This is a genomic window from Pseudomonas sp. M2(2023), from assembly GCF_030263955.1.
Taxonomy (GTDB): domain Bacteria; phylum Pseudomonadota; class Gammaproteobacteria; order Pseudomonadales; family Pseudomonadaceae; genus Aquipseudomonas; species Aquipseudomonas asiatica.
In genome coordinates this window covers 3,260,384-3,284,625 of the sequence record NZ_CP127114.1, presented here as the reverse complement: position 1 = coordinate 3,284,625, position 24,242 = coordinate 3,260,384, and the positions used below count along the sequence as shown (strand labels likewise).

Sequence of the window (24,242 nt, the reverse complement as noted above, 5' to 3'; positions counted from 1 at the left end):
CGTCCCTATCCGGTCTCGATTACATGGAAGCAGGCCTATGAATCCAATTCGCTCTCTCGCTCGTGCCATTGCCGTTGCCACCCTGGCGTCTGCCTTCAGCTTCACGGTGCAGGCTGCCGGTATTCCCATTGGTAGCGAGGCGCTGGAAAGCCACGTCACCACGCAGGTCACGGCCATCGACCTGGCTAACCGACAGGTCACGGTGAAAGGCCCTGACGCCAAGAAGGATGTGACCTTCCAGCTCACTGAAAAGGCCAAGGCGCTGCCCAACCTCAAGGTGGGTGATCAGGTCGACATCTACGTGACCCGTGCAGTGGCCTATGTGCTCAACCCGGAGGTGGGCGGTGCACCGAAGGCGACTGAAGAGTCCGGTACCATTCGCGCCACCGCAGACAACCCCAACCCGGGCGGCGAGGCGTTCCGCCAGGTCAGGGTGACCTCGCAGATCAAGAAGATCGACCTCAAGACGCATGAAGTGAGCCTGTTGCCGCCGGAGGGCAAGCTGCAGGTGGTCAAGGTCGAGAACCCTGACCTGCAGGCACGCATGAAGAACCTCAAGGTCGGCCAGACGGTCGACGCGATCTACACCGAAGTGCTGCGCGTCGAAACCTCGCGCTGACCATTCATTGGGGCAGGCTGTGGGTTGCCCGCCTATGGGATCGCCTTGCATTGATGCCCTTTCAGCTAATCGATGGGGGCCGCTGTGCGGCCCATCGCCGACAAGCCAGGGACTTTGTGGGAGCGGCTTTAGCCGCGAACACCGGCGCAGCCGGTGCCATGCACCGCGTTGGATTCTTCGCGGCTAAAGCCGCTCCCACAGGGTACGCGTACCGCTTGCGAATTCAGTTCTTTACGCGACAGCGCAGCCCAAAGGACTGGGCGATCTCCCACAGAGATCGCGCCAACTTTTGGAATTTGAGCAAGACAGTTGCTCTCATAGGTACGGCTCAGGCTTCAGGACTGCGCGGAACCTGTGGGCGCTGGCTTGCCGGTAATGGGCTGCGTGATCGTGTATCCATGTGGTGAATAAAGTACGTGCACACTTTCGATTTCCATGGATGAAGGGAATTTTCCGATCATCTCCTGAACATCTGTCACGAATGAGGACTGCCATGTTCAGCAAGACCTTGTGCCTTCTGGTGCTTCCCTTTGCCCTGGCGTTGCTTGCCGGTGCCGTGCTGCCGTTCCAGGCTGCGGGTAATGCCGCCGTCGGCCGGGCTCTGGGGCATTGGTTATGGGGCGCGTTCACGTCATTGACGGTAAGTTCGCTGGTAGTGATTTTCGCGCTGCTGATCCTCAGGGTACCGGCGCCGGACATGAGCAAGGCCTTGCAGGGGCCCTGGTGGCTGTGGGTTGGTGGTGTGCTGGGGGCGCTGTATGTGGCCGGTGCTGCTGCGCTCACCCCCCGGCTTGGGGCGGCGGGGTTCCTGGTGCTGGTGGTGGCGGGGCAGATCATCACGGCGGTGGTCGCAGACCACTTCGGGGTGATGGGGTTGGGGGGCAAGCCGCTCAACCTGGCCAGGTTGGCAGGTGTGGTGCTGATCCTCTGCGGCGTGCTGCTGGTGCAGGGCACCTGGGCAGCAGGCACGCCGGCCAGTGCCACTGCCGTGGAGAAACAGTCGGAAGGCTGATCAGCGCCCCGGCTGGCTGCACGCCCACACGGTTTCCCGCAGCCAGCGATGCCCGGGGTCGTCGTCCTTGCGGCTATGCCAGGCTTGCTGGTAATCGAACGAAGGAATCGCCAGTGGCGGCTCGAACTGGCGCAATGTCTCGTGCTGGTGCAGCGAGCCCACCGCGCGGCTGGCCACGGTGAGGATCAGGTCGGTGCCGGCCAGCACCTCGACCGCCGCACTCCAATGCGGCAAGGCCAGGGCAATCCGCCGACGCAGGCCTTGCGCGGCCAGGGCGCGTTCGATTTCATCGAAGGCATCCGGGTGCATGGCCATCAGCACATGCGGGCGGGCCAGCCAGTCGTCCAGGGCCAGGCCGCCGCTGGCCGGTAGCACCTGGCGGTCGGCAACGCTGATGAAGCTGTCGGTGAACAGCGGCTGCGCCGTGATGGCCTGGGGCAGGTCCGGGAAGATGCCCAAGGCCAGGTCCAGTTCACCATCGAGCAACTGGGCCAGCATGGTTTCGCGGCTGGCCTGGCTGACGGCCAGGTCCACCCCGGGCGCGACCTGGCGCAGGTGGCGCAGCAGGGGTGGCAGGATGATCCGCGAGGAATAGTCGGACAGCGAGAGCCTGAAGCGACGCTGGGCCTTGGCCGGTTCGAACTGTGGGGCGGCCAGCAGGCCGTTGAGGTTGCCCAGGGCGTCGTGCAGCGGTTTGGCCAGCGATTGGGCGCGGGCGGTCAAGGTCATGCTGCCGTTCTGGCGCACCAGCAAGGGGTCGTCGAAGTGCTTGCGCAACTGCGCCAGGGCGTGGCTTACCGCCGGTTGGCTGCGGTGCAGGCGCAGGGAGGCGCGGGTGACGTGCTTTTCGCTCAGCAGGGCGTGCAGGGCGAGCAGCAGGTTGAGGTCGATCTTGCGTAGTTCATCCATGGTGCGAATGGTCTTGGTTGTGTCTGGCAGTTTTGATCAGCTTAACAAATGCCCAAGGCTGTCGAGGCCCCAGGATTTCGGCATCATGGCTGACATTGTCGGGGCCGCGGTGCGGCCCATCGCGACACAAGGCCGCTCCTACAGGGACCGTGTCATTCGTTGGGGTTATATTCCCCACCCGTTTCACTGTTATCCGAGTATTCCGATGGGTCTTTCCGCAACCGCAACACCCGAGCCGCGTCGCCTGGGCGCCCCTATGGCTGCAACCTGATCGGCGTGCGCCTGCGTCCGCTGTACTTTGCCGGCGAGCGTCGGCCTGTAGCGCTGACCGGGTGCTGAGGCACTGAGCGAACTGCTGCAAGGGGTGCAGAAATCATCTGCATCCTGCCTAATTGTTCAACTTTCCTCGCCTGATTAGCCTGCCTCGAACCCCCATCCAACAGGATTCGATCATGGCTACCCGCATCGTTCTCAACAGCACCGGCACTGCCGATGTCATGCAGCTTGAACACTTGCAAGCACAAGCCCCAGGGCCCGGCCAGGTCTGGCTGGAACAGACGGCCATGGGTGTCAACCCGCTCGACCTGTTGCAGCGCAAGGGCGGTGCCCCACTGGACTTGCCTTCCGGGCTGGGGCTGGAAGGGGCTGGGCGGGTCGCTGCCGTCGGCGAAGGGGTACATGACGTGCAGGTGGGCGACCGGGTCGCCTATGCCATGGGCCCGGTTGGCGGTTACGCCAGCGGCCGCCTGTACCCGGCCGAGCGCCTGGTCAAGCTGCCGCCGCAGCTGGATGACCAGGCCGCTGCCGCCGTGCTGTTCAAGGGCATCACGGCGCAGTACCTGCTGAAGACCACCTATGCCGTGGGCCCGGGTAGCCAAGTGTTGTTGTACGGTGCCGCCGGTGCCTTGGGCCAGCTGATGGCTCCTTGGGCGCGGCACCTGGGGGCGACGGTGATCGGCGTGGTATCACGCCCGCAGAGTGTGGCAAGGGCGCAGGCAGCAGGTTGCCACCATGTGCTGGTGTTCGACGCGGCAACCTTGGCCGGCCAGGTCCGCGAGCTGACCCAGGGCCAGGGCGTGGACGTGGCCTATGACTGTGTCGGCAAGGTGTCGTTGCAAGCCTCGCTGGACAGCCTGCGGGTGCGTGGCTTGCTGGTGTCGTTCGGCGGCACCTCCGGCGCGCCGGCGGCCATCGAGGTTGCCACGCTCAACGCCAAGGGCTCGCTGTACCTGACCCGGCCCTCGCTGGCAGCACACACCCGCACGGTCGACGAGTACCAGCAGCGCGCCGCCGATGTGTCCCCGAATGGCGACTGATGAGTGGCGGGCAGCAGGTGAGTGTCAAGGTTGCCGGCAGCCTGCGCAGCAATGACAACGAAGCCCTGCTGGAGGCGGCGCGGCGTGGCGTTGGCATCCTGGCGGGAGGGGACTGGCTGATGGGCGAGGACCTCGCTGCCGGGCGCTTGGTGCGGGTGCTGCCGCAATGGCAGCTGGATGTGGCGGCAGGCATTTACCTGGTACGGCCGACCGCGCGCCTCAACACTGCCGCCCTGGTGGCTTTCAAGGCGTGGCTGGAAGCACGCTTCGAGGCCGGCGCACCGTGGCGGCTATAGAATTGCACATAATCAATTGAATTAGCAGGGACCCTGTGGGAGCGGCTTTAGCCGCGAACACCGGCATAGCCGGTGCCATGCACCGCGATGGATTCTTCGCGGCTAAAGCCGCTCCCACAGGGTACGCGGGCAATCGTTATCGCCTTGCTACCGCATGTTGCACGCACTGCTCGTAATAGGTCTGCTTGATCGCTGCAGGCTTTAGCCGCGAGCGGCTGTTGTAGGTCTGTTCGGTAATGCCGAAGGCGGTCATGCGCATCCACGGTTTGGGGAATTTGCGCGCCTGCAGCTTCTTGCGCGTGGCATACAGGGTTACCCCGGAAAGCTTGGCCTGCTGCGCCTCGGCGGCTATCTGCGCGCCCCAACCGCAAGTGTGGCGATCGTTCTGGCTCAGCGCCCGTGCCTGGGCGCCGAAAGCGAGCGTGGCTAGCAGGCAGCCGGCCATCGTTGCTAGAAGTACTCGCATGTTGCTGTCCTAAGCATCTGAAGGAAAACGAAGTTTGCCTTCACAAGCAGTTACCGGGGGCCAGCAAATTGCCGTCAGGTTGTTGCCATCCGCAACGGGCTGGCGCGGTGTGTGCGCAGGCTGGTCCAGGCCAGGCTGGCGACCCAGATCACCGATACGCCGTAGTTCAGGCGCTGGTACAGGCCGAACCATTGGCCGCTTTGCGCTGCCTTGCCCATGAGTACGACGGTCACGATCGCCAGCACCACGCAAGCCAGGGAAAACAGCCCCAGTGCCCTGGAGCCGGCAATGCGATTGCCCAACCAGGCCCACAGTGCGCTTGCAAGGGTCAGCGAAAGGAACATCAGCAAGCCGGACAGGTTGTGTAGCTGCTGTGAAGGGGAAGGCTGCGCCGGAGCGCAACCTTGGTCGCAAGGAAACCAGCCGGTACCCAGGCTGCCCAGACCATGAAACAGCACCAGCGCCGCACTCAGCAATGCCAGCTTCGAACCACGCCAGCGCCGCGCCAGGCCCCAGGCAAACAGGGTGAACAGCATGGCAAGGGGGAAGTTGTTGACCAACGGCGACCAGTTCTGGGTCGGCGAACCGACGGCGCCGAGCTGGCTCATGGCCTGTTGCAGGTGGTCGTAGCCGGGGTAGGCCAGGGCGGTGAACCATACGCCTGCCAGCAGCCAGAAGGGGATCAACAGGCCACTGGCTAGCAACAAGCGGTCGAGGGGTTTCATGCGGTGTTTTCCTTCCATGGATGAGCGTAAAACCGCACAGTACAGCGTTGCAACTGCGAGGCGCCAGCATTCCAGTGTTTCGTTCAGGGCTGCGTGTCGCCTGCGGACGCCGAGAAATACCGCACTGCGTGTATGTGATCGTACAACTGCTTGCGCTATGATGAGCGCTGTCTTTCAAGGTGAAATACAGGGCAATGACAGAGCAGCAGGTACAGGCAAAGACCCGGCGCAAGCCGCGCAGTCTGGCCCAGGAACTGGTCACGGTGCTGACCGAGCGCATTCGCAGCGGCCAGCTCAAGCGCGGCGACAAGCTGCCGACCGAATCGCAGATCATGGCCGAAGAGGGTGTCAGCCGCACGGTGGTGCGTGAAGCGATCTCGCGGCTGCAGGCTGCCGGGCAGGTCGAGACCCGCCACGGCATCGGTACCTTCGTGCTGGACGCGCCAGCCACGGGTGGTTTCCGTATCGACCCGGCGACCGTGGTCACCCTGCGCGAAGTGTTGGCGGTGCTGGAGTTGCGCATTGCCCTGGAGATCGAATCGGCGGGCTTGGCGGCGCAGCGGCGCAGCGATGAAGAGCTGACCGGCATGCGTGCGGCGCTGGACGAACTCAACGAAGGGGCTGCCCACGCCACGGATGCGGTGTCGGCGGATTTCCAGTTCCACCTGCGCATTGCCCAGGCCAGCGGCAACCACTACTTCGCCGACATCATCAACCACCTGGGCACCAGCATCATCCCGCGTACCCGGTTGAACTCGGCGCGGCTGGCCCATGATGACCAGGCGCACTACATGAGCCGGCTGATGCATGAGCACGAGGCGATCTACGAAGCCATCGCCCGGCGTGATAGCGAAGGGGCGAAGATGGCCATGCGCATGCACCTGAGCAACAGCCGCGAGCGCTTGCGCCAGGCGCATGCAGAGGCCGAGGCGCAGGGGGCCTGAGGCTTCTCTGTTGCCTGACCTGGCCTCTTCGCGGGTAAACCCGCTCCCACAAGGTTATCCATTACCTGTAAGTACGGCGCGGTCCCTGTAGGAGCGGGTTTACCCGCGAAGAGGCCGGTACAGCCAAAAGAAAAGCCCCGCCATCCGCGGGGCTTTCTGGTTTCAAGGGGCGATCAGATCGCGCCCTCACTCCACTGGCCATTCACCAGCCGGCGCAGCCCAAGCGGGTTGCCGTCGCGCAGTGCCTCAGGCAACAGCGCCTGCGGGTAGTTCTGGTAGCACACCGGGCGCAGGAAGCGGTCGATGGCCAGGGTGCCGACCGATGTGCCGCGCGCATCCGACGTGGCCGGGTAAGGCCCGCCGTGCACCATCGCATCACACACCTCGACACCGGTCGGGTAGCCGTTGACCAGGATCCGCCCGACCTTCTCTTCCAGCAGGGGGACCAGCCAGGCGAAGGCCTGCAGGTCTTCCGGCTCGCCAATCAGGGTCGCGGTCAGCTGGCCGCGCAGGCCGAGCAGGGCGGCGCGCAACTGATCGTTGTCCTGCACTTCCACGGCAACAGTGGTCGGGCCGAACACTTCTTCCTGCAGTAGCGGGTCAGACGCCACCAGCAGGCGGGCATCGGCCTTGAACAGTTGGGCGCGCGCCTGGCTGCCTGCCTGCGCCTGGCCGGCCAGGTGCTCGATACCGGCATGGGCGTGCAGGTGCTCCAGGCCACCGACGTAGCTGCGCAGGCCACCTGCGTTGAGCATGGTCTGGCCGGCTTGCTGGCTCAGGTGCTGGCCAAGCTCGGCCAGCAGTTGGCTGTACTGCGGCGACTGCAGGCCGATCACCAGGCCCGGGTTGGTGCAGAACTGGCCTGCGCCCAGGCTCACCGAACCGGCCAGTTCTCGGGCGATGGCTTCGCCACGCTTGGCCAGGGCGCCCGGCAGGATGATGACCGGGTTGATACTGGACATCTCGGCGAACACCGGGATCGGCTGCGGGCGCTCGGCGGCCATGCGGCACAGGGCGTCACCGCCTTTCAGCGAGCCGGTAAAGCCGACCGCCTGGATGGCCGGGTGCTTGACCAGCCACTCGCCGACGCCGCCACCGAACACCATGTTGAACACGCCCTTGGGCATGCCGGTGCGCTCGGCGGCGCGCTGGATGGCACAGCCAACCAGGTCGGCGGTGGCCATGTGGCCGCTGTGGGCCTTGAACACCACCGGGCAACCGGCGGCCAGGGCCGCAGCGGTATCGCCACCGGCGGTGGAGAAGGCCAGCGGGAAGTTGCTGGCGCCGAACACGGCGACCGGGCCGACGCCGATGCGCATCTGGCGCAGGTCCACGCGTGGCAGGGGCTGGCGCTCGGGCAGGGCCAGGTCGATGCGCGCACCGAGGAAGTCACCACGGCGCAGCACCTGGGCGAACAGGCGCATCTGGCCGCTGGTGCGGCCGCGCTCGCCCTGGATACGGGCGGGGGGCAGGGCGGTTTCACGGCAGACGATGGCGACGAAGGCGTCGTCCAGTTCGTCCAGCTCGGCGGCGATGGCGTCGAGGAATTCGGCGCGCCGCGCCGGGGCCAGCTGGCGGAATTCGGCGAAAGCGGCGGCCGCGGCCTTGGCGGCCTGGTCCACTTCGCTTTCGGTGGCTTGGGCGAAGCTGTAGGGCAGGGCCTCGCCGGTGCTGGCGTCCAGGCTCTGCAGGCGCTGCGGGCCAGCGGCGCTGCGCTGGCCGGCGATGAAGTTGTGGCCGAGGATTTCAGGCATGGGGTGCTCCTGTAGAGAGTAGTGAATGAAGAGAACGTGCTTGAGGCGTTTGCTCGGACCCTGTGGGAGCGGGTTCACCCGCGAAGCAGGCAACTCGGTGTATGGCACCGGCATTGCCGGTGTTCGCGGGTGAACCCGCTCCCACAGGGACCGCGTTGCAATATTGAGTCGGGCAAGCCCTTGGCATCAGGTAATCGGTGCCGGGTTGAAGAGGGTGATGTCGTTGTGCAGGCGATGCTGTTCGGCCCAGGTCTGCTTGCGGCCGCTGGCCACGTCCAGGTAGTAGTGGAACAGCTCCCAGCCCAGCTCCTCGATGGTCGAGCGGCCGCTGGCGATGCGCCCGGCGTCGATGTCGATCAGGTCGGGCCAGCGTTGGGCCAGCTCGCTGCGGGTGCATACCTTGACCACCGGCGCCATGGCCAGGCCGTACGGGGTGCCGCGGCCAGTGGTGAACACATGCAGGTTCATCCCGGCAGCCAGTTGCAGGGTGCCGCAGACAAAGTCGCTGGCCGGGGTGGCGCAGAAGATCAGGCCTTTGCGGTTGACCCGCTCGCCCGGGCCGAGCACGCCCTGGATGGCGCCGCTACCGGACTTGACGATCGACCCCAGCGACTTCTCGACGATATTCGACAGGCCGCCTTTCTTGTTGCCCGGCGTGGTGTTGGCGCTGCGGTCGGCGGCGCCTTGCTGCAGGTAGCGGTCGTACCAGTCCATTTCGCGCACCAGGGCGTCTGCGACCTCCTGGTTTTCCGCCCGCGAGGTGAGCATGTATATGGCGTCGCGCACTTCGGTCACTTCCGAGAACAGCACGGTGGCGCCGGCGCGTACCAGCAGGTCGGCGGCGTAGCCCAGCGCCGGGTTGGCGGTGATGCCCGAGAAGGCATCGCTGCCCCCGCACTGCATACCCAGGATCAGTTCGCTGGCCGGCACGCTTTCGCGGCGGCGCTGGTCGAGTTTCTTCAGGCGGGTCTCGGCCAGTTGCATGATCTGCTCGATCATTTCCACAAAGCCCAGGCTGGCGTCCTGCAGGCGGTACAGCCACGGGTCGCTGAGGTCCACCGACGGGTCGTTGTCGTGCATCACCTGGCCGGCCTGCAGCTTTTCGCAGCCCAGGCTGATGACCAGGGCCTCGCCGCCCAGGTTGGGGTTGCGCGCCAGGTTGCGTACCGTGCGGATCGGGATGTAGGCATCGCGCGCGTTGATCGCCACCCCGCAGCCATAGCTGTGGGTGATGGCCACCACGTCATCGACATTGGGGTACTTGGGCAGCAACTCGCTGCGAATGCGCTTGACCGCATGCTCCAGCACGCCGGCCACGCACTGCACGGTGGTGGTGATGCCGAGGATGTTGCGGGTGCCGACGGTGCCGTCGGCGTTGCGGTAGCCTTCGAAGGTGAAGCCTTCGAGCGGCGGCAGCGGCTGCGGGACGGCGTCGCAGCGTGGCAGGCTGTCCAGCTCCGGCGCGGCCGGCATGGCCAGCTGGCTCTCCTGCACCCAGCTGCCCTGGCGCAGGTCTTCCAGCGCGTAGCCTATGATCTGCCCGTAACGGCGCACCGGTTCGCCCTTGGCGATGGCTACGGTGGCCACCTTGTGGCTCTGTGGCACGCCTTCGACCAGGGTCAGGCCGTCGGCGAAGCGGGCGCCTTCGCCCAGGCCGCCATCGTTGACCACCACCACGACATTGTCGTCGTCGTGCAGGCGGACGTAGCGGGGCGAGTCGGAATGTTCGATCAACTGCATGTTCGGGCCCTACTTGTCAGGTTCTCAGGCTTTTGTACATCCGCCCGCGGCGGGGTGGCCGCCGTGGGCGTGTTCACTCAGTGGCGCGAGCCGGCCAGTTCGCTGCCGGCCACTGGCTCGGCGTCAGGCTTTGGGCTTTCACGCAGCTCGATGCGCTTGATCGGGCCGACGATCACCAGGTAGCTGAACACCGCCACCAGGGCGTTGGCGCCGACGTACACCAGGGCCCACTTGAACGAACCCGTGGCGCTGATGATGTAGCCGATCACGATTGGCGTGGTGATCGAGGCGATGTTGCCGAAGGTGTTGAACAGCCCTCCTGACAGCCCGGCGATCTGTTTCGGCGAGGTGTCGGCGACCACCGCCCAGCCCAGCGCGCCGATGCCTTTGCCGAAGAACGCCAGGGTCATGAAGCCGACCACCATCCACTCGGCGTCGACGTAGTTGCAGAACACCATGGTGGTCGACAGCAGCAGGCCGCAGACGATCGGCAGCTTGCGCGAGAAGGTCAGTGAGTTGCCGCGGCGCAGCAGCCAGTCGGAGATCACCCCGCCCAGCACACCACCGATGAAGCCGCAGACCGCCGGCAGCGAGGCGATGAAGCCGGCCTTGAGGATGGTCATGCCGCGCTCCTGCACCAGATACACCGGGAACCAGGTGAGGAAGAAGTAGGTGATGGCGTTGATGCAGTACTGGCCCAGGTACACGCCCAGCAGCATGCGGCTGGTCAGCAGTTGCTTGATGTAGCCCCATTTCGGGCCGTCGTTGCCGCGCTTCTGGTCCATGTCCACCAGCCCGCCATTCTGCTCGATGTGTTCGAGTTCACCTGGGCTGATACGTGGGTGTTGGCGCGGGTTGTAGATGGTCTTCAGCCACACCATGGAAAACACGATGCCCAGTGCGCCCATCACCACGAACACGTGCTCCCAGCCGAAGCTGAACACGATCCAGCCCATGATCGGTGCGAACAATGCGGTGGCGAAGTACTGCGCCGAGTTGAAGATGGCCGAGGCGGTGCCGCGTTCCTGGGTCGGGAACCAGGCCGCGACGATGCGCGCATTGCCGGGGAACGACGGGGCTTCGGCAAAACCGACCAAAAAGCGCAGGGTGAACAGGGTCACCACCGCCCAGGCCACCGGCAGGCCACCGACAAAGCCCTGCAACAAGGTGAACAGCGACCAGGTGAAGATGCTGAAGGCGTAGACGTTCTTGGAACCGAAGCGGTCGAGCAGCCAGCCACCAGGAATCTGGCCAGCCACGTATGCCCATCCGAAGGCGGAGAAGATGTAGCCGAGGGTCACGGCATCGATGCCGAGGTCTTTCTGCAGGCTGGAACCCGCGATGGCAATGGTGGCGCGGTCAGCGTAGTTGATCGTGGTCACCAGGAACAGCATGAACAGGATCAGGTAGCGCACATGCGTCTTCTTCGTCGCTTGCATGCTGGTAGTACTCCCACTAGTTATTTTTGTGCGGGCTCACGAATTGTAACCGGAGCGGGGCTGGCCCACTCCGGGTGCGGCATCTGGCAGGCCGCGGGCGGCGCTTACTGCGGGCCCATCTTGTCCATCAGCGCGGCGAGTTTTTCGTACTCGTCGGCGGTGAGGTCGGTAAGCGGAGTACGCACCGGGCCGGCGTCGTAACCGGCGATTTTGGCGCCGGCCTTGACGATGCTCACGGCGTAACCGGCCTTGCGGTTGCGGATGTCCAGGTACGGCAGGAAGAAGTCGTCGATCAGCTTGGCCACGGTGGCGTGGTCGTCACGGGCGATGGCGTTGTAGAAGTCCATGGCGGTCTTCGGCACGAAGTTGAACACGGCGGAGGAGTACACCGGCACGCCCAGGGCCTTGTAGGCGGCCGCATACACCTCGGCGGTCGGCAGGCCACCCAGGTAGCTGAAGCGGTCGCCCAGGCGGCGACGGATCGACACCATCAACTCGATGTCACCCAGGCCGTCCTTGTAGCCGATCAGGTTCGGGCAGCGCTCGGCCAGTTTTTCCAGCAGGTCGGCGTTCAGGCGGCAGACGTTGCGGTTGTAGACGACTACGCCGATGTTTACCGATTTGCACACGGCTTCGACGTGGGCGGCGACACCTTCCTGGCTGGCTTCGGTCAGGTAGTGCGGCAGCAGCAGCAGGCCCTTGGCACCCAGGCGCTCGGCTTCTTGCGCGTATTCGATGGCCTGGCGGGTGGAGCCACCGACGCCGGCAAGGATAGGGACCGACTTGGCGCAGGTGTCGATGGCGGTCTTGATCACCTGGCTGTATTCGCTGGCAGCCAGGGAGAAGAACTCACCGGTGCCACCGGCGGCGAACAGAGCGCTGGCGCCGTACGGGGCCAGCCATTCCAGGCGCTTGACGTAGCCAGCCGGGTTGAAGTCGCCCTGGGCGTTGAAGTCGGTGACCGGGAAAGACAGCAGGCCGTGGGAGAGGATGGATTTGAGTTCTTGTGGAGTCATTGTTGTTGGCATCCTGTGGCGCTTGGGTGAAGGGTGTTGTTTTGCGTTTGAGGTAAGTTATCGTACAACTTGTACGATGACTAGTCCCTTTGGGAGATTTTTTTGTGGAGGGGCGGAAGGAGTGTTATTGCCTGTGCTGGCCTCATCGCGGGTAAACCCGCTCCCACACGGACCGCGTCGCGCTTGAAATTTGCGGAGATCCCTGTAGGAGCGGGTTTACCCGCGAAGAGGCCAGAACAGGCGACAACAAGAGATGCACGAGACGCAGATGGCAGATCCATCGCGATCAGTCATCGTATCTCTTTATGGGGCAGGAAAAAAAGATCGCGGAGACAGGCACAAGCCCGCCGCCCGTTTCCACGGGAAGTGTTCTGGGACCAGCAGAGGGTGACCGGGGAAAACGAGGGCGGCCTTGCGCCGCCCCGCGATCAAAGCAGAGGAAACTGGGGTCAGGCAGCGTGCTGGCGCTTGATCTGCGCCTTGCGTACCTGGGCCCGGCAAGCGTCGCCGAAAGCCTGGAAAATCTTGATCGAATCCGGGTTCTTCGCCGCTTGCCACTCCGGGTGCCACTGCACGGCGAACAGGAATGGCGAGATGCTCGGGGCATGGATCGCCTCGACCAGGCCGTCTTCGGCGTGGGCGATGGCCTCGATGCCGGTGCCGAGCTTGTGCAGCCCTTGGCCATGCAGCGAGTTGACGCGAATCTCGTCGGTACCCAGGGTGTCACGCAGCCAGCTGTCCGGCTTGATCTTCACGCCGTGCACCTGGGCGTATTGCACCTCGACCGGGTCTTCCGGGTTTTCCCGGTGGTCGTTGAAGCCTGGCTCGGCGTACACCTTCTGGTAGATGTCGCCACCCAGGGCCACGTTGATTTCCTGCATGCCACGGCAGATGCCGAAGATCGGCAGGCCACGCTTGATCGCGGCCTTGACCAGCGGGATGTCGAACAGGTCGCGGTTCTGGTCCTGGCCTTTGCCGGGGGTCTCGTTTTCCTGGCCGTACAGGGCCGGGTCGATGTTGCTGCCGGCGCCGGTCAGGTACACGCCGTCGGCCATGTCCAGATAGGTCTCGAGGTCTTCGATGCCGCAGCAGGTGGGCACCAGCACCGGGACGCAATCGGAAAACTCGACCAGCGGGGTGATGTATTTGTGGGTCATGACCTGATAGTCATGGCCTTTGCGCTCTTGGCTGCCCATGGTCATCAGGACGACGGGTTTGCGCAGGGAGGGTTGCTTGTTGCCAATGTTGCTGTTGGACATATGTCACCTTGGGACAGGTTCGGCCTGTCGTTGTTGTGCAGGTGCACGGCGCGGGGCCATGGGTGCAACCTGTAGCCCCGAGCACTGCCGGCTCGTCGGAGGCGACGATTCCGGTCGGGGCTTGTAGATAGCTTGCCAGAGCCGTTCGATATGTCAAACGACGGAGCAGGGCTTGATGGCAGGGAATGCGCCGGATTTTGGGGTCTTAAACCGATGCGGGCCTGTAGTGGCGTGGGTTTGGCGGGGGTTAAGGTCAATAATATTTAACGATGCAGTTGGGTCTTTGCAGCGGTGCAATGAAGGTGTCGCCTGTTCCGGCCTCTTCGCGGGCATGCCCGCTCCCACAGTTTGATCACCGGTCTCGAAGGCCGAGGTGATCCTGTGGGAGCGGGCGAGCCCGCGAAGAGGCCGGAACAGGTGTCAGTGCAGTATTTGCGCCAGGAACCCCTTGGCCCGCTCGGTACGCGGCTGGTTGAAGAACACCTGCGGCGGGCTGTCTTCGATGATCTGCCCGCCCTCAAGGAACAGCACCCGCTCGGCTACCTGGCGGGCAAAGCCCATTTCATGGGTGACGCAAAGCATGGTCATGCCAGTGCCGGCCAGTTGCACCAGCACATCCAGCACCTCGGCGACCATCTCTGGGTCAAGCGCCGAGGTGGGCTCGTCGAACAGCATGATCCGCGGCTTCATGCACAGCGCCCGGGCAATCGCCACGCGCTGCTGCTGGCCGCCGGACAGCTGGCTGGGGTACTTGTGCGCCTGGCTTTCGATGCCGACCTTGCTCAGGTACATGCGCGCCCGCTCCTCGGCGTCCTTGCGCGACAGGCCGCGCACGCTGGTGGGGGCCAGCAGGCAGTTGTCGAGCACGCTCATGTGCGGGAACAGGTTGAAGTGCTGGAACACCATGCCGATGTCGCTGCGCACCTGCGCCGCTTCGCGGGTGGTGGCCGCCAGGTCGATGCCATCCACTTTGATGCTGCCCTGCTGGGCCACTTCCAGGCGGTTGATGCAGCGGATCAGGGTCGACTTGCCCGAGCCGGACGGCCCGCACAGCACGATGCGTTCGCCTTCGCGCACCTGCAGGTCGATGTCGCGCAGCACGTGGAACGCGCCGTAGTGCTTGTTCAGGCCTTCGATGCGGATCAGCACCGGGCGTGGGTCGGGTTCGGGGGCAAGGGTGGCAAGGCTCAGTGGTGCGGTCATCTTGTTGTTCTCCCGCAGGGGTTCAGTCGAAACGGGTCGCGCTGTAGGGCGCGGGGTCGGTGAAGGGGCGTTCGCCGGTGACCAGTTCGGCCACTAGCCGGCCGCTGACCGGGCCCAGGGTGAGGCCGTGGTGGGCGTGGCCGAAGTTGAACCACAGCCCCGGGTGGCGCGGCGCCGGGCCAATCACCGGGCGCATGTCGGGCAGGCAGGGGCGGCGGCCCAGCCACGGGGTGTCGTCCAGGCGCTCACCCAGGGCTGGGAACAGCTTGCGCGCCAGGGCTTCGCAACGGCCCAGCTGGATCTGGTTGCCCGGCGCGCTGCTGGCGTCGAACTCGATGCCGGTGGTCAGGCGCACGCCGCGGGCCATCGGCGCCAGCACGTAGCCGCCCTGGGTGTCGCAGATGGAATGCTCCAGTTGCGCGCCGTCACGGGTGCTGTAGTGCATGTGGTAGCCACGCTTGATCGCCAGCGGGATCTGGTAGCCAAGGCCGCTGAACAGGTCGGCTGACTGCGGGCCGAGGCAGGCCACCACCTCGTTGGCGGTGATCGGGCCGCGGCGGCTGTCTACCTGCCATTGGCCGTCGACCTGGCGCAGGCTGCGCGCATCGCCATGCAGGAACTGCCCGCCGCGCTGCGTGAACAGGGTGGCGTAGCCGCGGGTGAGGGCGCCGGGGTTGTTCACGGTCTTGGGGTCGAGCCAGTGAATGCCGCCGACCACGCTGGCGTCCAGCTGGTGCTCGCGGGCCTGCAACTGCCCGCATTCGAGGATTTCGAACTGCAGGCCATATCGGCTCAGGCCCTTGGCGTCGGCCTTGGCCTGCTCGAACAGCGCCGGGTCACGGAACACTTCGATCCAGCCTTTGGCCTGCACCAGCCCTTCCAGGCCGGCGGCAGCAATGAATGCGTCGTGCTCTTCGACGCAGCGTTGCACCAGCGGCAGCATATCGGCGGCGGCCCCGGCCAGGCGCCCGGGGGCCGATTGGCGCCAGTAGCGCCACAGCCATGGAGCGGCCTTGGGCAGGTGCAGCAGGCTGTAGCGCACATCGGGCTGGCGGTTCAAGCCGTAGCGCAGCAGCGCGCCCAGTTGCCGCGGGAAGGCATAGGGGATCACGCTGGAGCGCTCGATCAGCCCGGCGTTACCGTGGCTGGTGCCGCTGCCCGGTTCGTCGCGGTCGATCAGGATCACCTGGCGCCCGCGGGCCTGCAGGTGCAGCGCGGTGCTGACGCCGACGATGCCGGCGCCGAGGACAAGGGTCTGGCAATGCATGGAACGTATCCTTCGGTCAGTTCAGGTGGCGGCCCAAGCGGGCTTCCAGGTGTTTCAGCAGGCGCCGCACCAGTTCGACGATCAGCAGGTAGAGCACGGCGGCCCACAGGTAGATCTGGAAGTCGAAACTGCGCGAGAAGGCCAGTTTGGTCACGCCCATGAGGTCGTAGATGGTCACCAGCGAGGCGATCGCGCTGGCCTTGATCATCAGGATCAGTTCGTTGCCCAGCGGGCCGATGGCCACCAGCAGCGACTGCGGCAGGATCACCTTGAAAAAGGTGGTCGAGCGCTTCAGGTTCAGCGCCCGCGCCGCCTCATGCTGGCCGGGGGCGACGGCCATCAGGCTGCCGCGGAAGATCTCGGCCTGGTAGGCGGCGGTGTTCAGGGTGAACGCCAGCAGGGTGCAGAACCACGCCTCGCGGAAGAACCACCACAGGCCGACGTCCTGCCAGAAGCCTTTGAGCGAACCCAGGCCGTAATACAGAAGGAACAGCTGGGCCAGCAGCGGCGAGCCGCGGAAGAAGTACACATAGCCGGCGGCCATGCGCTGCAGCAGCAGGCTGCGCGACATGCGCGCCAGGGCCAGCAACAGGCCGAGCACGGCACCCAGGCTGAAGGAAATCGCCACCAGCTTGGCCGTTACCAGCAGGCCATCGAGGAAGCGTGGGCCGTAGCGTTCCAGCAGGTCGGGGTCGAGTACCAGCGCCAGCAGTTGTTCGAAGCTCATGCGCGTGCTCCTTGCAGGTGGCGGTTGCTGCGCCGTTCGATGAAGGCGAACACGCGCCCGGAAATGGCGGCGAACAGCAGGTAGCCCAGGCAGGCGACGCCATAGAAGAACATCGGCTCCTTGGTCACGCTGACGGCCAGGTTGGTCTGGCGCATCAGGTCGACCAGCGAGATGGTGGATACCAGCGAGGTGTCCTTGAGCAGCGACAGCCAGTTGTTGGACAGGCCGGGCAGGGCGATGCGGGTCAATTGCGGCAGCAGCACCTTGAAGAAGCCGGTGCGCTTGCTCAGGCCCAGCGCCGAGCAGGCTTCCAGCTGGCCCTTGGGCAGGGTCTTGAAGGCTGCCAGCCAGATCTCGCTGGAGAACGCGGCGAACACCAGGCTGAAGGCGATCATCGCGGCGAGGAAGGTATTGATCAGGAACTCACCCTGGTAGCCCATGGCTGCGAGAATTTTCTGTGCGGCGATCTGGCAGCCGTAATAGATGATCAGCAGCGTCAGCAGTTCGGGCAGGCCACGGAACACAGTGGAGAAGGTGGTGGCCCAGGCACGCGGCAAGCGCTTGCGCGAGCGTGCTGCAAGGGCGACCACCAGGCCCAGCGGCAGGCCGATGGGCAGGCAGGCCAGGGCCAGGGAAACGGTGACCAGGGCGCCGGCCAGCAGCGCCTGGCCCCAGCCTCCACTGGCGAAGGACAGCAAGGACAATTGATCGAGCATGACAAACCCCTTGGGCGGGTAGGTGCGATCTCTGTGGGAGCGGCCTTGCGTCGCGAAAGGGCTGCGTAGCGGCCCCAGGATTCATGCAACTGCACAGATTGCCGGGGCCGCTGCGCGACCCTTTCGCGACGCAAGGCCGCTCCCACAGGGGGTGCGCAAAACTTCCTGAAGATCAGTTGTAGATATCGAAAGCGAAGTATTTGCTGGCGATCTTCTGGTAGGTGCCGTTGGCGACGATCTGCTGCAGCGCGGTGTTCAGGCGCTGGCGCAGGGCTTCGTCGTCCTTGCGCACGGCAATGGCGGCATCGGCCTTGGTGTTGGCCACGTCGCCGAGGATCTTGCAGCAGTCCCCGCCGTTCTTGGTCATCCACTCGTTCAGTGGGAATTTGTCGGCAATTACGCCATCCAGGCGGCCCGCGGCCAGGTCGGCGTTGGCTTCGTCCATGGTCGGGTACAGTTTCACGTCGGCACCGGCCTTGGCGTAGACGTCTTCGGCGTAGATGGCCTGGGTGGAGGACGACTGGGCGCCAACGGTGTAGCCGTCGAAGGTGGTCTGGGCGTCGTTGATCTTGCTGTCCTTGGCCACGGCAACGGTCAGCGGGGTGCGGTAGTAGTGGTCGGTGAAGGCGATCTTCTTGCGCCGTTCTTCGGTATTGATCATCGACGCGACCACCGCGTCGTACTTGCGTGCCATCAGCGCCGGGATGATGCCTTCCCAGTCCTGGGCCACCAGCGTGCACTCGACTTTCATCTGTTCGCACAGGGCGTGGGTGATGTCGACGTCGAAGCCGTGCAACTGGTTATTGGCGTCGACATAGTTGAAGGGCGGGTAGGCGCCCTCGGTGGCGAAGCGCAGGGTTTCGGCACTGGCGGCACCCGACAGCAGCAGGGCGCACGCACCCACCAAGGCCATGGTCTTTTTCATCTCGCACCTCATTGCACTCTTGCTATTGTTGTTTTCCCGTCGACCACGAGGTGTAGCCGACGAATTCGTTATGTAGAGCGGCAGTTGCTTCCAAGCGCTTTTCAACATCCGGCCCGAGCTTCTTGCAGACCTCGTTGACCATCAGGTGCACCCACGACAGCATGGTCGAGGTGGACTCCCAGAACAGGTTGAACTCGGTGGGAATGCGGAACACCTCGTCGGCGTTGGCATCGGCCCAGTCACAGAAGGTGTCGGTCACCAGGGTGACCGCTATGCCAGCCTCGCGCGCCTTCTGGCACAACAGCAGGGCATGGCGGGAATAACGGCGGGCTTCGAACACCACCAGGGCGCTGTCTTCGGCGCGGCCCAGCAATACTTCGCCAAAGTGCCCGGCACTCATATCCACCAGCTGCACGCCATCGCGCAGGTACTGCAGCAGGTGGCTCATGCACATGGCGATGCCGCGCTCGGTCTGGAAGCCGGCAATGAACACCCGCTGCTTGCTTGCCAGGCGCTGCGCGACGCTGTGCCAGGCGCTGCTCTGGCGATACTCGTGCACGCGCACCAGCGCGGCGATTTCCAGCTCCAGGCTGCCGGCGTTGTCGCTGGCGTTCTGGTTCTGGCGGTAATCTTGCAGGCGGTCGCCCACCAGCCACGGGCCATCGCCCAGGTCGTTCTGCAGGTCTTGCTTCAACGCCTTGAGATGGGCATAACCCAATGAACGGCAGAAACGGCCGACGCTGGATTCGCTGACGCCCAGCTTGACGGCAATGCTGGCCGAGGTCTGGAACGGCAGTTCATGCAGGTTGGCGAGCATGTAGGTGGCGATCTTGCGGCCCGAAGCAGCGGCCCCTTCGAGGCTGTTTTCCAGGCGTTGCTTGATCGGTTGGCTCATGCTGCGGCTCCAGGGGTAAGGCTTGCGAAAGAAAATGGCTGTTTTCTGTCATCAAGTCAACATTTGACAGATAGCTGTCACATGCAGGAAAGTTTTTGTCGTTGCAACGCTGTAGCCATTCCAATTCCAACAAGGAGCTTCAGATGTCCGCACCTTCCACCAGCACTGTCGTGCGTGTGCCTTTTACCGAGCTGCAGGGCCTGTTGCAGAGCATTTTCCAGCGCCATGGCTGCAGCGAAAGCGTGGCCCGGGTGCTGGCCCACAACTGCGCCAGCGCCCAGCGCGATGGTGCCCATAGCCATGGGGTGTTCCGCATGCCCGGCTATGTTTCGACATTGGCCAGCGGCTGGGTCGATGGCCAGGCCACGCCGAAGGTCAGCGACGTGGCGCCCGGTTATGTTCGTGTCGATGCCGCAGGCGGCTTCGCCCAGCCGGCGCTGGCGGCGGCCCGTGAACTTCTGGTGGCGAAGGCGCGCAACGCTGGCATCGCCGTGCTGGCGATCCACAACTCGCACCACTTCGCCGCGCTGTGGCCGGATGTGGAGCCTTTCGCCGACGAAGGCCTGGTAGCCCTGAGCGTGGTCAACAGCATGACCTGTGTGGTGCCGCACGGCGCCCGCAAGCCGCTGTTCGGCACCAACCCCATCGCCTTTGCCGCACCTTGCGCCGAACATGACCCGATCGTCTTCGACATGGCCACCAGCGCCATGGCCCATGGCGACGTGCAGATTGCCGCGCGTGCTGGCCAGCAATTGCCGCAGGGCATGGGGGTGGATGCCAATGGTGAGCCGACAACCGACCCCAAGGCGATTCTGGAAGGCGGCGCGTTGCTGCCATTTGGCGGGCACAAGGGCTCGGCCTTGTCGATGATGGTCGAGTTGCTGGCGGCGGCGCTGACCGGCGGGAATTTTTCCTGGGAGTTCGACTGGTCGGGGCACCCGGGGGCGAAGACGCCGTGGACCGGGCAGTTGATCATCGTCATCGACCCGAACAAGGCCGAGGGCGAACGTTTTGCCCAGCGCAGCCGCGAGCTGGTCGAGCAGATGCAGGCGGTAGGGCTGACGCGCATGCCGGGCGAGCGGCGTTACCGCGAGCGCGAGGTGGCCGAGGAGGAGGGGGTGGCGGTGACCGAGCAGGAATTGCAAGGCCTGAAAGAATTGCTTGGCTGACCCGGCCTCTTCGCGGGTAAACCCGCTCCCACAGGGTTATCACAGGCTTCGAAAATTGTGCATGACCTGTGGGAGCGGGTTTACCCGCGAAGAATCCAGCACCAATCCTCAGCCATGCAATGTTGCATAGACAACCTTGCACAATAGTTGATGTTCCTGAGCCCGCACTCCGGGTATGCTCAGGGCTGCCTTTTCGAACTGTCCTGATCCAAGGAGCTGCACGCTGTGTTCAAACATGTCGATGCCTATGCCGGCGACCCGATCCTCTCGTTGATGGAAACCTTCAAGGCCGACCCGCGCGCCGACAAGGTCAACCTGAGTATCGGCCTGTACTACGATGAGGCCGGCGTGGTGCCGCAGCTGGCGGCTGTGGATGCGGTGGAGAAACGCATCGCCGGCCAGGACCACGAAGCCTCTTTGTACCTGCCGATGGAAGGCCTGGCCAGCTACCGCCAGGCGATCCAGGCGCTGCTGTTCGGTGCCGATCACCCGGCTGTTACCGGCGGGCGTGTGGCCACCGTGCAGACCGTAGGCGGTTCCGGCGCCCTCAAAGTCGGCGCCGACTTCCTCAAGCGCTACTTCCCGCAGTCCGAAGTCTGGGTCAGCAACCCGACCTGGGACAACCACCGCGCCATCTTCGAAGGCGCCGGCTTCAAGGTGCACACCTACCCGTACTTCGACCAGGCCACCCGTGGCGTGGACTTCGAAGGCATGCTGGCTACCCTGCAGACCCTGCCGGCCAACAGCGTGGTGCTGCTGCACCCGTGCTGCCACAACCCCACCGGTGCCGACCTGGAACAGCACCAGTGGCAACAGGTGGTTGAAGTGGTCAAGGCACGCCAACTGATCCCGTTCCTCGACATCGCCTACCAGGGCTTCGCCGAAGGCCTGGTGGAAGACGCCTACGCCATCCGCGAAATGGCCCGCGCCGGCGTGCCGTGCCTGGTCAGCAACTCGTTCTCGAAGATCTTCTCGCTGTACGGCGAGCGTGTCGGCGGCCTGTCGGTGGTCTGCGACGATGAAGCCACTGCCCAGAGCGTGCTCGGCCAGCTGAAGGCTACCGTGCGCCGCAACTACTCCAGCCCGCCCAACTTCGGCGCCCAGCTGGTCGCTGGCGTGCTCAACGATGCGGCCCTCAATGCCCAGTGGGCCGAGGAAGTCGAAGTGATGCGCAAACGTATCCTCGACATGCGCCAGGCGCTGGTCGATGCCCTGGCCGTGCTGCTGCCAGGCCAGGACTTCCAGTTCTTCCTGCGCCAGCGCGGCATGTTCAGCTACACCGGCTTCAGCGTCGAGCAGGTGCGCCGCCTGCGTGACGAGTTCGGCGTGTACCTGATCGACAGCGGCCGCGTATGCATGTCCGGCCTGCGCCCGGCCAACCTGCAACGGGTTGCCGAAGCCTTCGCCGCCGTCCAGAAGTAACACCGCACGGGGCCGCTTTGCGGCCCTTTCGCCGGCAAGCCGGCTCCCACAGAGATAGCGCAAGGCTCAAGCACTGCGCGGTCGGTGTGGGAGCCGGCTTGCCGGCGATCAGGCTGCATGCAGCCTCTGGTTGCAATCCGCTTGTAAAGACAAGTGCAACCGCTCCTCGGAAAAGGGCTTCGCAAGTGCAACCTTTCCGTGCACAATCGCGCTCCCTTTTTCGGTTGAGTTGGGCGAAACGTCTATTTCGCCATTCTCAGCCTGTTGCAGTCTTGCGAGTGGAGCTTCACCCGGAATGAATGAGCAGGCCCCAAGCGTTGAACAACGCTTTGCAGAATCGACCCCCGCCACCCTCGGCAGCTGGTCGCGTCACGACACCACCTGGATGCTGGGCCTGTTCGGCACAGCGATCGGCGCCGGAACCCTGTTCCTGCCGATCAACGCCGGCCTTGGCGGCTTCTGGCCGTTGCTGATCCTGGCCATGCTGGCCTTCCCGATGACCTATTTCGCTCACCGCGGGCTGACCCGTTTCGTCCTTTCCGGGCGCAATGACGGCGATATCACCGAAGTGGTCAAGGAGCACTTCGGCATTACCGCCGGCGCCTCGATCACCGTGCTGTACTTCTTCGCGATCTTCCCGATCCTGCTTATCTATAGCGTGGCGCTGACCAACACCGTGTCCAGCTTCATGGAGCACCAGTTGCACATGCAGCCGCCGCCACGGGCCATCCTGTCGTTCGTGCTGATTCTCGGCCTGCTGGCCATCGTGCGCTGCGGGGAGCAGGCCACGGTCAAGGTCATGAGCCTGCTGGTCTACCCGTTCATCGTCGCCCTGGCATTGCTGGGCCTGTACCTGGTGCCGCACTGGACCGGTGGCATTCTCGACAGCGCCACCCAGGTACCACCAGCTTCGGCCTTCCTGCACACCCTGTGGCTGGCGATTCCGGTGATGGTGTTCTCGTTCAACCACTCGCCGATCATCTCCGCCTTTGCCGTCGACCAGAAGCGCCGCTACGGCGAGCATGCCGATGAGCGTAGCGGCCAGATCCTGCGCCGTGCCCACCTGCTGATGGTGGTGATGGTGCTGTTCTTCGTGTTCAGCTGCGTGCTCACCCTGAGCAGCGCCCAGCTGGCCGAGGCCAAGGCGCAGAACCTGTCGATCCTGTCGTACCTGGCCAACCACTTCAGCAACCCGACCATCGCGTTCGCTGCACCGCTGATCGCCTTCGTGGCCATTGCCAAGTCGTTCCTCGGCCACTACATCGGCGCCAGCGAAGGCCTGAAGGGCATCATCACCAAGGCCGGTGCACGCCCGGCGGCCAAGACCCTGGACCGGGTGGTTGCCGCGCTGATGCTGGTGGTGTGCTGGATTGTCGCCACCCTCAACCCGAGCATCCTCGGCATGATCGAGTCGCTCGGTGGCCCCATCCTCGCGGTGTTGCTGTTCCTGATGCCGATGTACGCCATTCGCCGCGTGCCATCCATGCGCAAGTACAGCGGTGCTGCCTCCAACGTGTTCGTGGTAGTCGTCGGCCTGGTTGCGCTGACCTCGGTGGTATACGGCCTGCTGGGCTGATACGCCATCCGCAAAAGTAATGCCCGGGGCGCTTGTAGCCACCCGGGCATTTTTTTGTCCACAAGAATTGTCCGGTAATAGAACAATTTCACTGCCCCCATAGGCACCCGGCCGCCTTCATGCTTAACTCAGTGTCCTTTTCAAACCCGCATAAGGATTTCGTCATGGCTCAAGTGACTCTCAAAGGCAACCCGGTTCAGGTCAACGGCGAGCTGCCGAAAGCCGGCGCCCAGGCTCCGGCTTTCTCCCTGGTCGGTGAAGGTCTGGCTGACAAGTCGCTGAAAGACTTCGCCGGCAAGCGCAAGGTGCTGAACATCTTCCCGAGCGTCGACACCCCGACCTGCGCAACCTCCTTGCGCAAGTTCAACGCCCAGGCCAACGATGTGGCCAACACCGTGGTGCTGTGCATCTCCGCCGACCTGCCGTTCGCTCAGGCACGCTTCTGCGGCGCCGAAGGCCTGGACAACGTGAAGAACCTGTCGACCCTGCGTGGCCGCGAGTTCCTCGAAAACTACGGCGTGGCCATCGCCGATGGCCCGCTGGCCGGCCTGGCTGCCCGTGCCGTGGTGGTGCTGGACGAAAACGACAAGGTGCTGCACAGCGAGCTGGTTGGCGAAATCGCTGATGAGCCGAACTACGACGCAGCTCTGGCTGTGCTGAAGTAAGGGTTGTGGGGTAGGTCGGCTGAGTCCTGTACCGGCCTCTTCGCGGGTAAACCCGCTCCTACAGGTACGGCACAGGTTTCAAAAGCTGTGATATCCCTGTGGGAGCGGGTTTACCCGCGAAGGGGCCGGCACAGGCAACCGAAACCTTTCAGCCCGCCACCGCTCAAGCAACACCCTGTAAA

21 protein-coding genes and 2 pseudogenes are annotated in these 24,242 nt (G+C 64.5%); 9 read left to right on the top strand and 14 right to left on the bottom strand.

Annotated elements, in window-relative coordinates; translation table 11 throughout:
• Positions 1–37: 37 nt before the first annotated feature.
• A complete protein-coding gene (locus QN085_RS15055; protein ID WP_013973000.1) occupies positions 38–619 on the top strand; it encodes a hypothetical protein in 582 nt (193 codons plus the stop codon).
• 493 nt (positions 620–1,112) lie between these two features.
• Positions 1,113–1,631: a DMT family transporter gene (locus QN085_RS15050; protein WP_023661742.1), complete on the top strand. Its 519-nt coding sequence runs from the start codon at positions 1,113–1,115 to the stop codon at positions 1,629–1,631.
• On the opposite strand, the gene QN085_RS15045 is transcribed toward QN085_RS15050, so the two are convergent.
• Positions 1,632–2,540, bottom strand: a complete 909-nt coding sequence (locus QN085_RS15045; RefSeq protein ID WP_041505885.1) for a LysR family transcriptional regulator — start codon at positions 2,538–2,540, stop codon at positions 1,632–1,634.
• Between the two features lie 452 nt (positions 2,541–2,992).
• Between QN085_RS15045 and QN085_RS15040 the strand changes: the two are divergent.
• Together QN085_RS15040 and QN085_RS15035 are read left to right on the top strand one after the other, a co-directional pair.
• Positions 2,993–3,838, top strand: a pseudogene (locus QN085_RS15040) (quinone oxidoreductase family protein); the annotation flags it as partial.
• Positions 3,832–4,152 (top strand): annotated as a pseudogene (locus QN085_RS15035) (LysR substrate-binding domain-containing protein); the annotation flags it as partial. The pseudogenes QN085_RS15040 and QN085_RS15035, both read left to right, overlap by 7 nt.
• Positions 4,153–4,288: 136 nt before the next feature.
• Here the strand turns inward: QN085_RS15035 and QN085_RS15030 are convergent.
• Positions 4,289–4,618: a hypothetical protein gene (locus tag QN085_RS15030; protein ID WP_023660807.1), complete on the bottom strand. Its 330-nt coding sequence runs from the start codon at positions 4,616–4,618 to the stop codon at positions 4,289–4,291.
• A gap of 74 nt (positions 4,619–4,692) precedes the next feature.
• Positions 4,693–5,343 (bottom strand): DUF998 domain-containing protein, encoded by a 651-nt coding sequence (locus QN085_RS15025; protein ID WP_031324318.1) that lies wholly within the window; start codon positions 5,341–5,343, stop codon positions 4,693–4,695.
• Between the two features lie 194 nt (positions 5,344–5,537).
• Between QN085_RS15025 and QN085_RS15020 the strand changes: the two genes are divergently transcribed.
• Positions 5,538–6,287 carry a FadR/GntR family transcriptional regulator gene (locus QN085_RS15020; RefSeq protein ID WP_013972994.1) on the top strand — a complete coding sequence of 250 codons (750 nt, stop codon included), beginning with the start codon at positions 5,538–5,540 and terminating at the stop codon, positions 6,285–6,287.
• A gap of 173 nt (positions 6,288–6,460) precedes the next feature.
• Here QN085_RS15020 and QN085_RS15015 read toward each other — a convergent pair whose 3' ends face one another.
• The 11 genes from QN085_RS15015 to QN085_RS14965 form a co-directional block, all read right to left on the bottom strand.
• Positions 6,461–8,041 (bottom strand): aldehyde dehydrogenase (NADP(+)), encoded by a 1,581-nt coding sequence (locus QN085_RS15015; RefSeq protein WP_013972993.1) that lies wholly within the window; start codon positions 8,039–8,041, stop codon positions 6,461–6,463.
• Between the two features lie 186 nt (positions 8,042–8,227).
• Positions 8,228–9,781, bottom strand: a complete 1,554-nt coding sequence (garD, locus tag QN085_RS15010) for a galactarate dehydratase (RefSeq protein ID WP_013972992.1) — start codon at positions 9,779–9,781, stop codon at positions 8,228–8,230.
• A 77-nt stretch (positions 9,782–9,858) separates the two neighbouring features.
• Positions 9,859–11,220 carry an MFS transporter gene (locus tag QN085_RS15005; protein WP_023660766.1) on the bottom strand — a complete coding sequence of 454 codons (1,362 nt, stop codon included), beginning with the start codon at positions 11,218–11,220 and terminating at the stop codon, positions 9,859–9,861.
• 104 nt (positions 11,221–11,324) lie between these two features.
• Entirely contained in the window at positions 11,325–12,236 is a 912-nt protein-coding gene (gene kdgD, locus QN085_RS15000; RefSeq protein WP_038409773.1) for a 5-dehydro-4-deoxyglucarate dehydratase, read from the bottom strand.
• Positions 12,237–12,685: 449 nt separating this feature from the next.
• Complete coding sequence (locus QN085_RS14995) at positions 12,686–13,495, bottom strand: gamma-glutamyl-gamma-aminobutyrate hydrolase family protein (protein ID WP_013972989.1); 810 nt, start codon at positions 13,493–13,495, stop codon at positions 12,686–12,688.
• A gap of 420 nt (positions 13,496–13,915) precedes the next feature.
• Positions 13,916–14,698: an amino acid ABC transporter ATP-binding protein gene (locus tag QN085_RS14990; RefSeq protein ID WP_013972988.1), complete on the bottom strand. Its 783-nt coding sequence runs from the start codon at positions 14,696–14,698 to the stop codon at positions 13,916–13,918.
• A 22-nt stretch (positions 14,699–14,720) separates the two neighbouring features.
• On the bottom strand, positions 14,721–15,965 hold the full coding sequence (locus tag QN085_RS14985) for an NAD(P)/FAD-dependent oxidoreductase (protein ID WP_013972987.1): 1,245 nt from the start codon (positions 15,963–15,965) through the stop codon (positions 14,721–14,723).
• Between the two features lie 16 nt (positions 15,966–15,981).
• On the bottom strand, positions 15,982–16,692 hold the full coding sequence (locus QN085_RS14980; RefSeq protein WP_004376258.1) for an ABC transporter permease: 711 nt from the start codon (positions 16,690–16,692) through the stop codon (positions 15,982–15,984).
• Positions 16,689–17,408: an ABC transporter permease gene (locus tag QN085_RS14975; RefSeq protein WP_004376260.1), complete on the bottom strand. Its 720-nt coding sequence runs from the start codon at positions 17,406–17,408 to the stop codon at positions 16,689–16,691. Before QN085_RS14975 ends, QN085_RS14980 begins: the two co-directional genes overlap by 4 nt.
• Before the next feature lie 172 nt (positions 17,409–17,580).
• A complete protein-coding gene (locus tag QN085_RS14970) occupies positions 17,581–18,333 on the bottom strand; it encodes a transporter substrate-binding domain-containing protein (RefSeq protein ID WP_023661374.1) in 753 nt (250 codons plus the stop codon).
• A gap of 22 nt (positions 18,334–18,355) precedes the next feature.
• Positions 18,356–19,228, bottom strand: coding sequence for a MurR/RpiR family transcriptional regulator (locus QN085_RS14965; protein ID WP_013972984.1), 873 nt, complete (start codon positions 19,226–19,228; stop codon positions 18,356–18,358).
• Positions 19,229–19,371: 143 nt separating this feature from the next.
• Between QN085_RS14965 and QN085_RS14960 the strand changes: the two genes are divergently transcribed.
• From QN085_RS14960 to tpx, 4 genes are all read left to right on the top strand, one after another.
• On the top strand, positions 19,372–20,397 hold the full coding sequence (locus tag QN085_RS14960; protein ID WP_024087284.1) for an Ldh family oxidoreductase: 1,026 nt from the start codon (positions 19,372–19,374) through the stop codon (positions 20,395–20,397).
• 225 nt (positions 20,398–20,622) lie between these two features.
• Entirely contained in the window at positions 20,623–21,819 is a 1,197-nt protein-coding gene (locus QN085_RS14955; protein WP_013972982.1) for an amino acid aminotransferase, read from the top strand.
• A 295-nt stretch (positions 21,820–22,114) separates the two neighbouring features.
• Positions 22,115–23,395, top strand: coding sequence for a serine/threonine transporter (locus tag QN085_RS14950; protein ID WP_013972981.1), 1,281 nt, complete (start codon positions 22,115–22,117; stop codon positions 23,393–23,395).
• Positions 23,396–23,559: 164 nt separating this feature from the next.
• Positions 23,560–24,060, top strand: a complete 501-nt coding sequence (tpx, locus tag QN085_RS14945) for a thiol peroxidase (RefSeq protein WP_285687029.1) — start codon at positions 23,560–23,562, stop codon at positions 24,058–24,060.
• Positions 24,061–24,242: the final 182 nt, after the last annotated feature.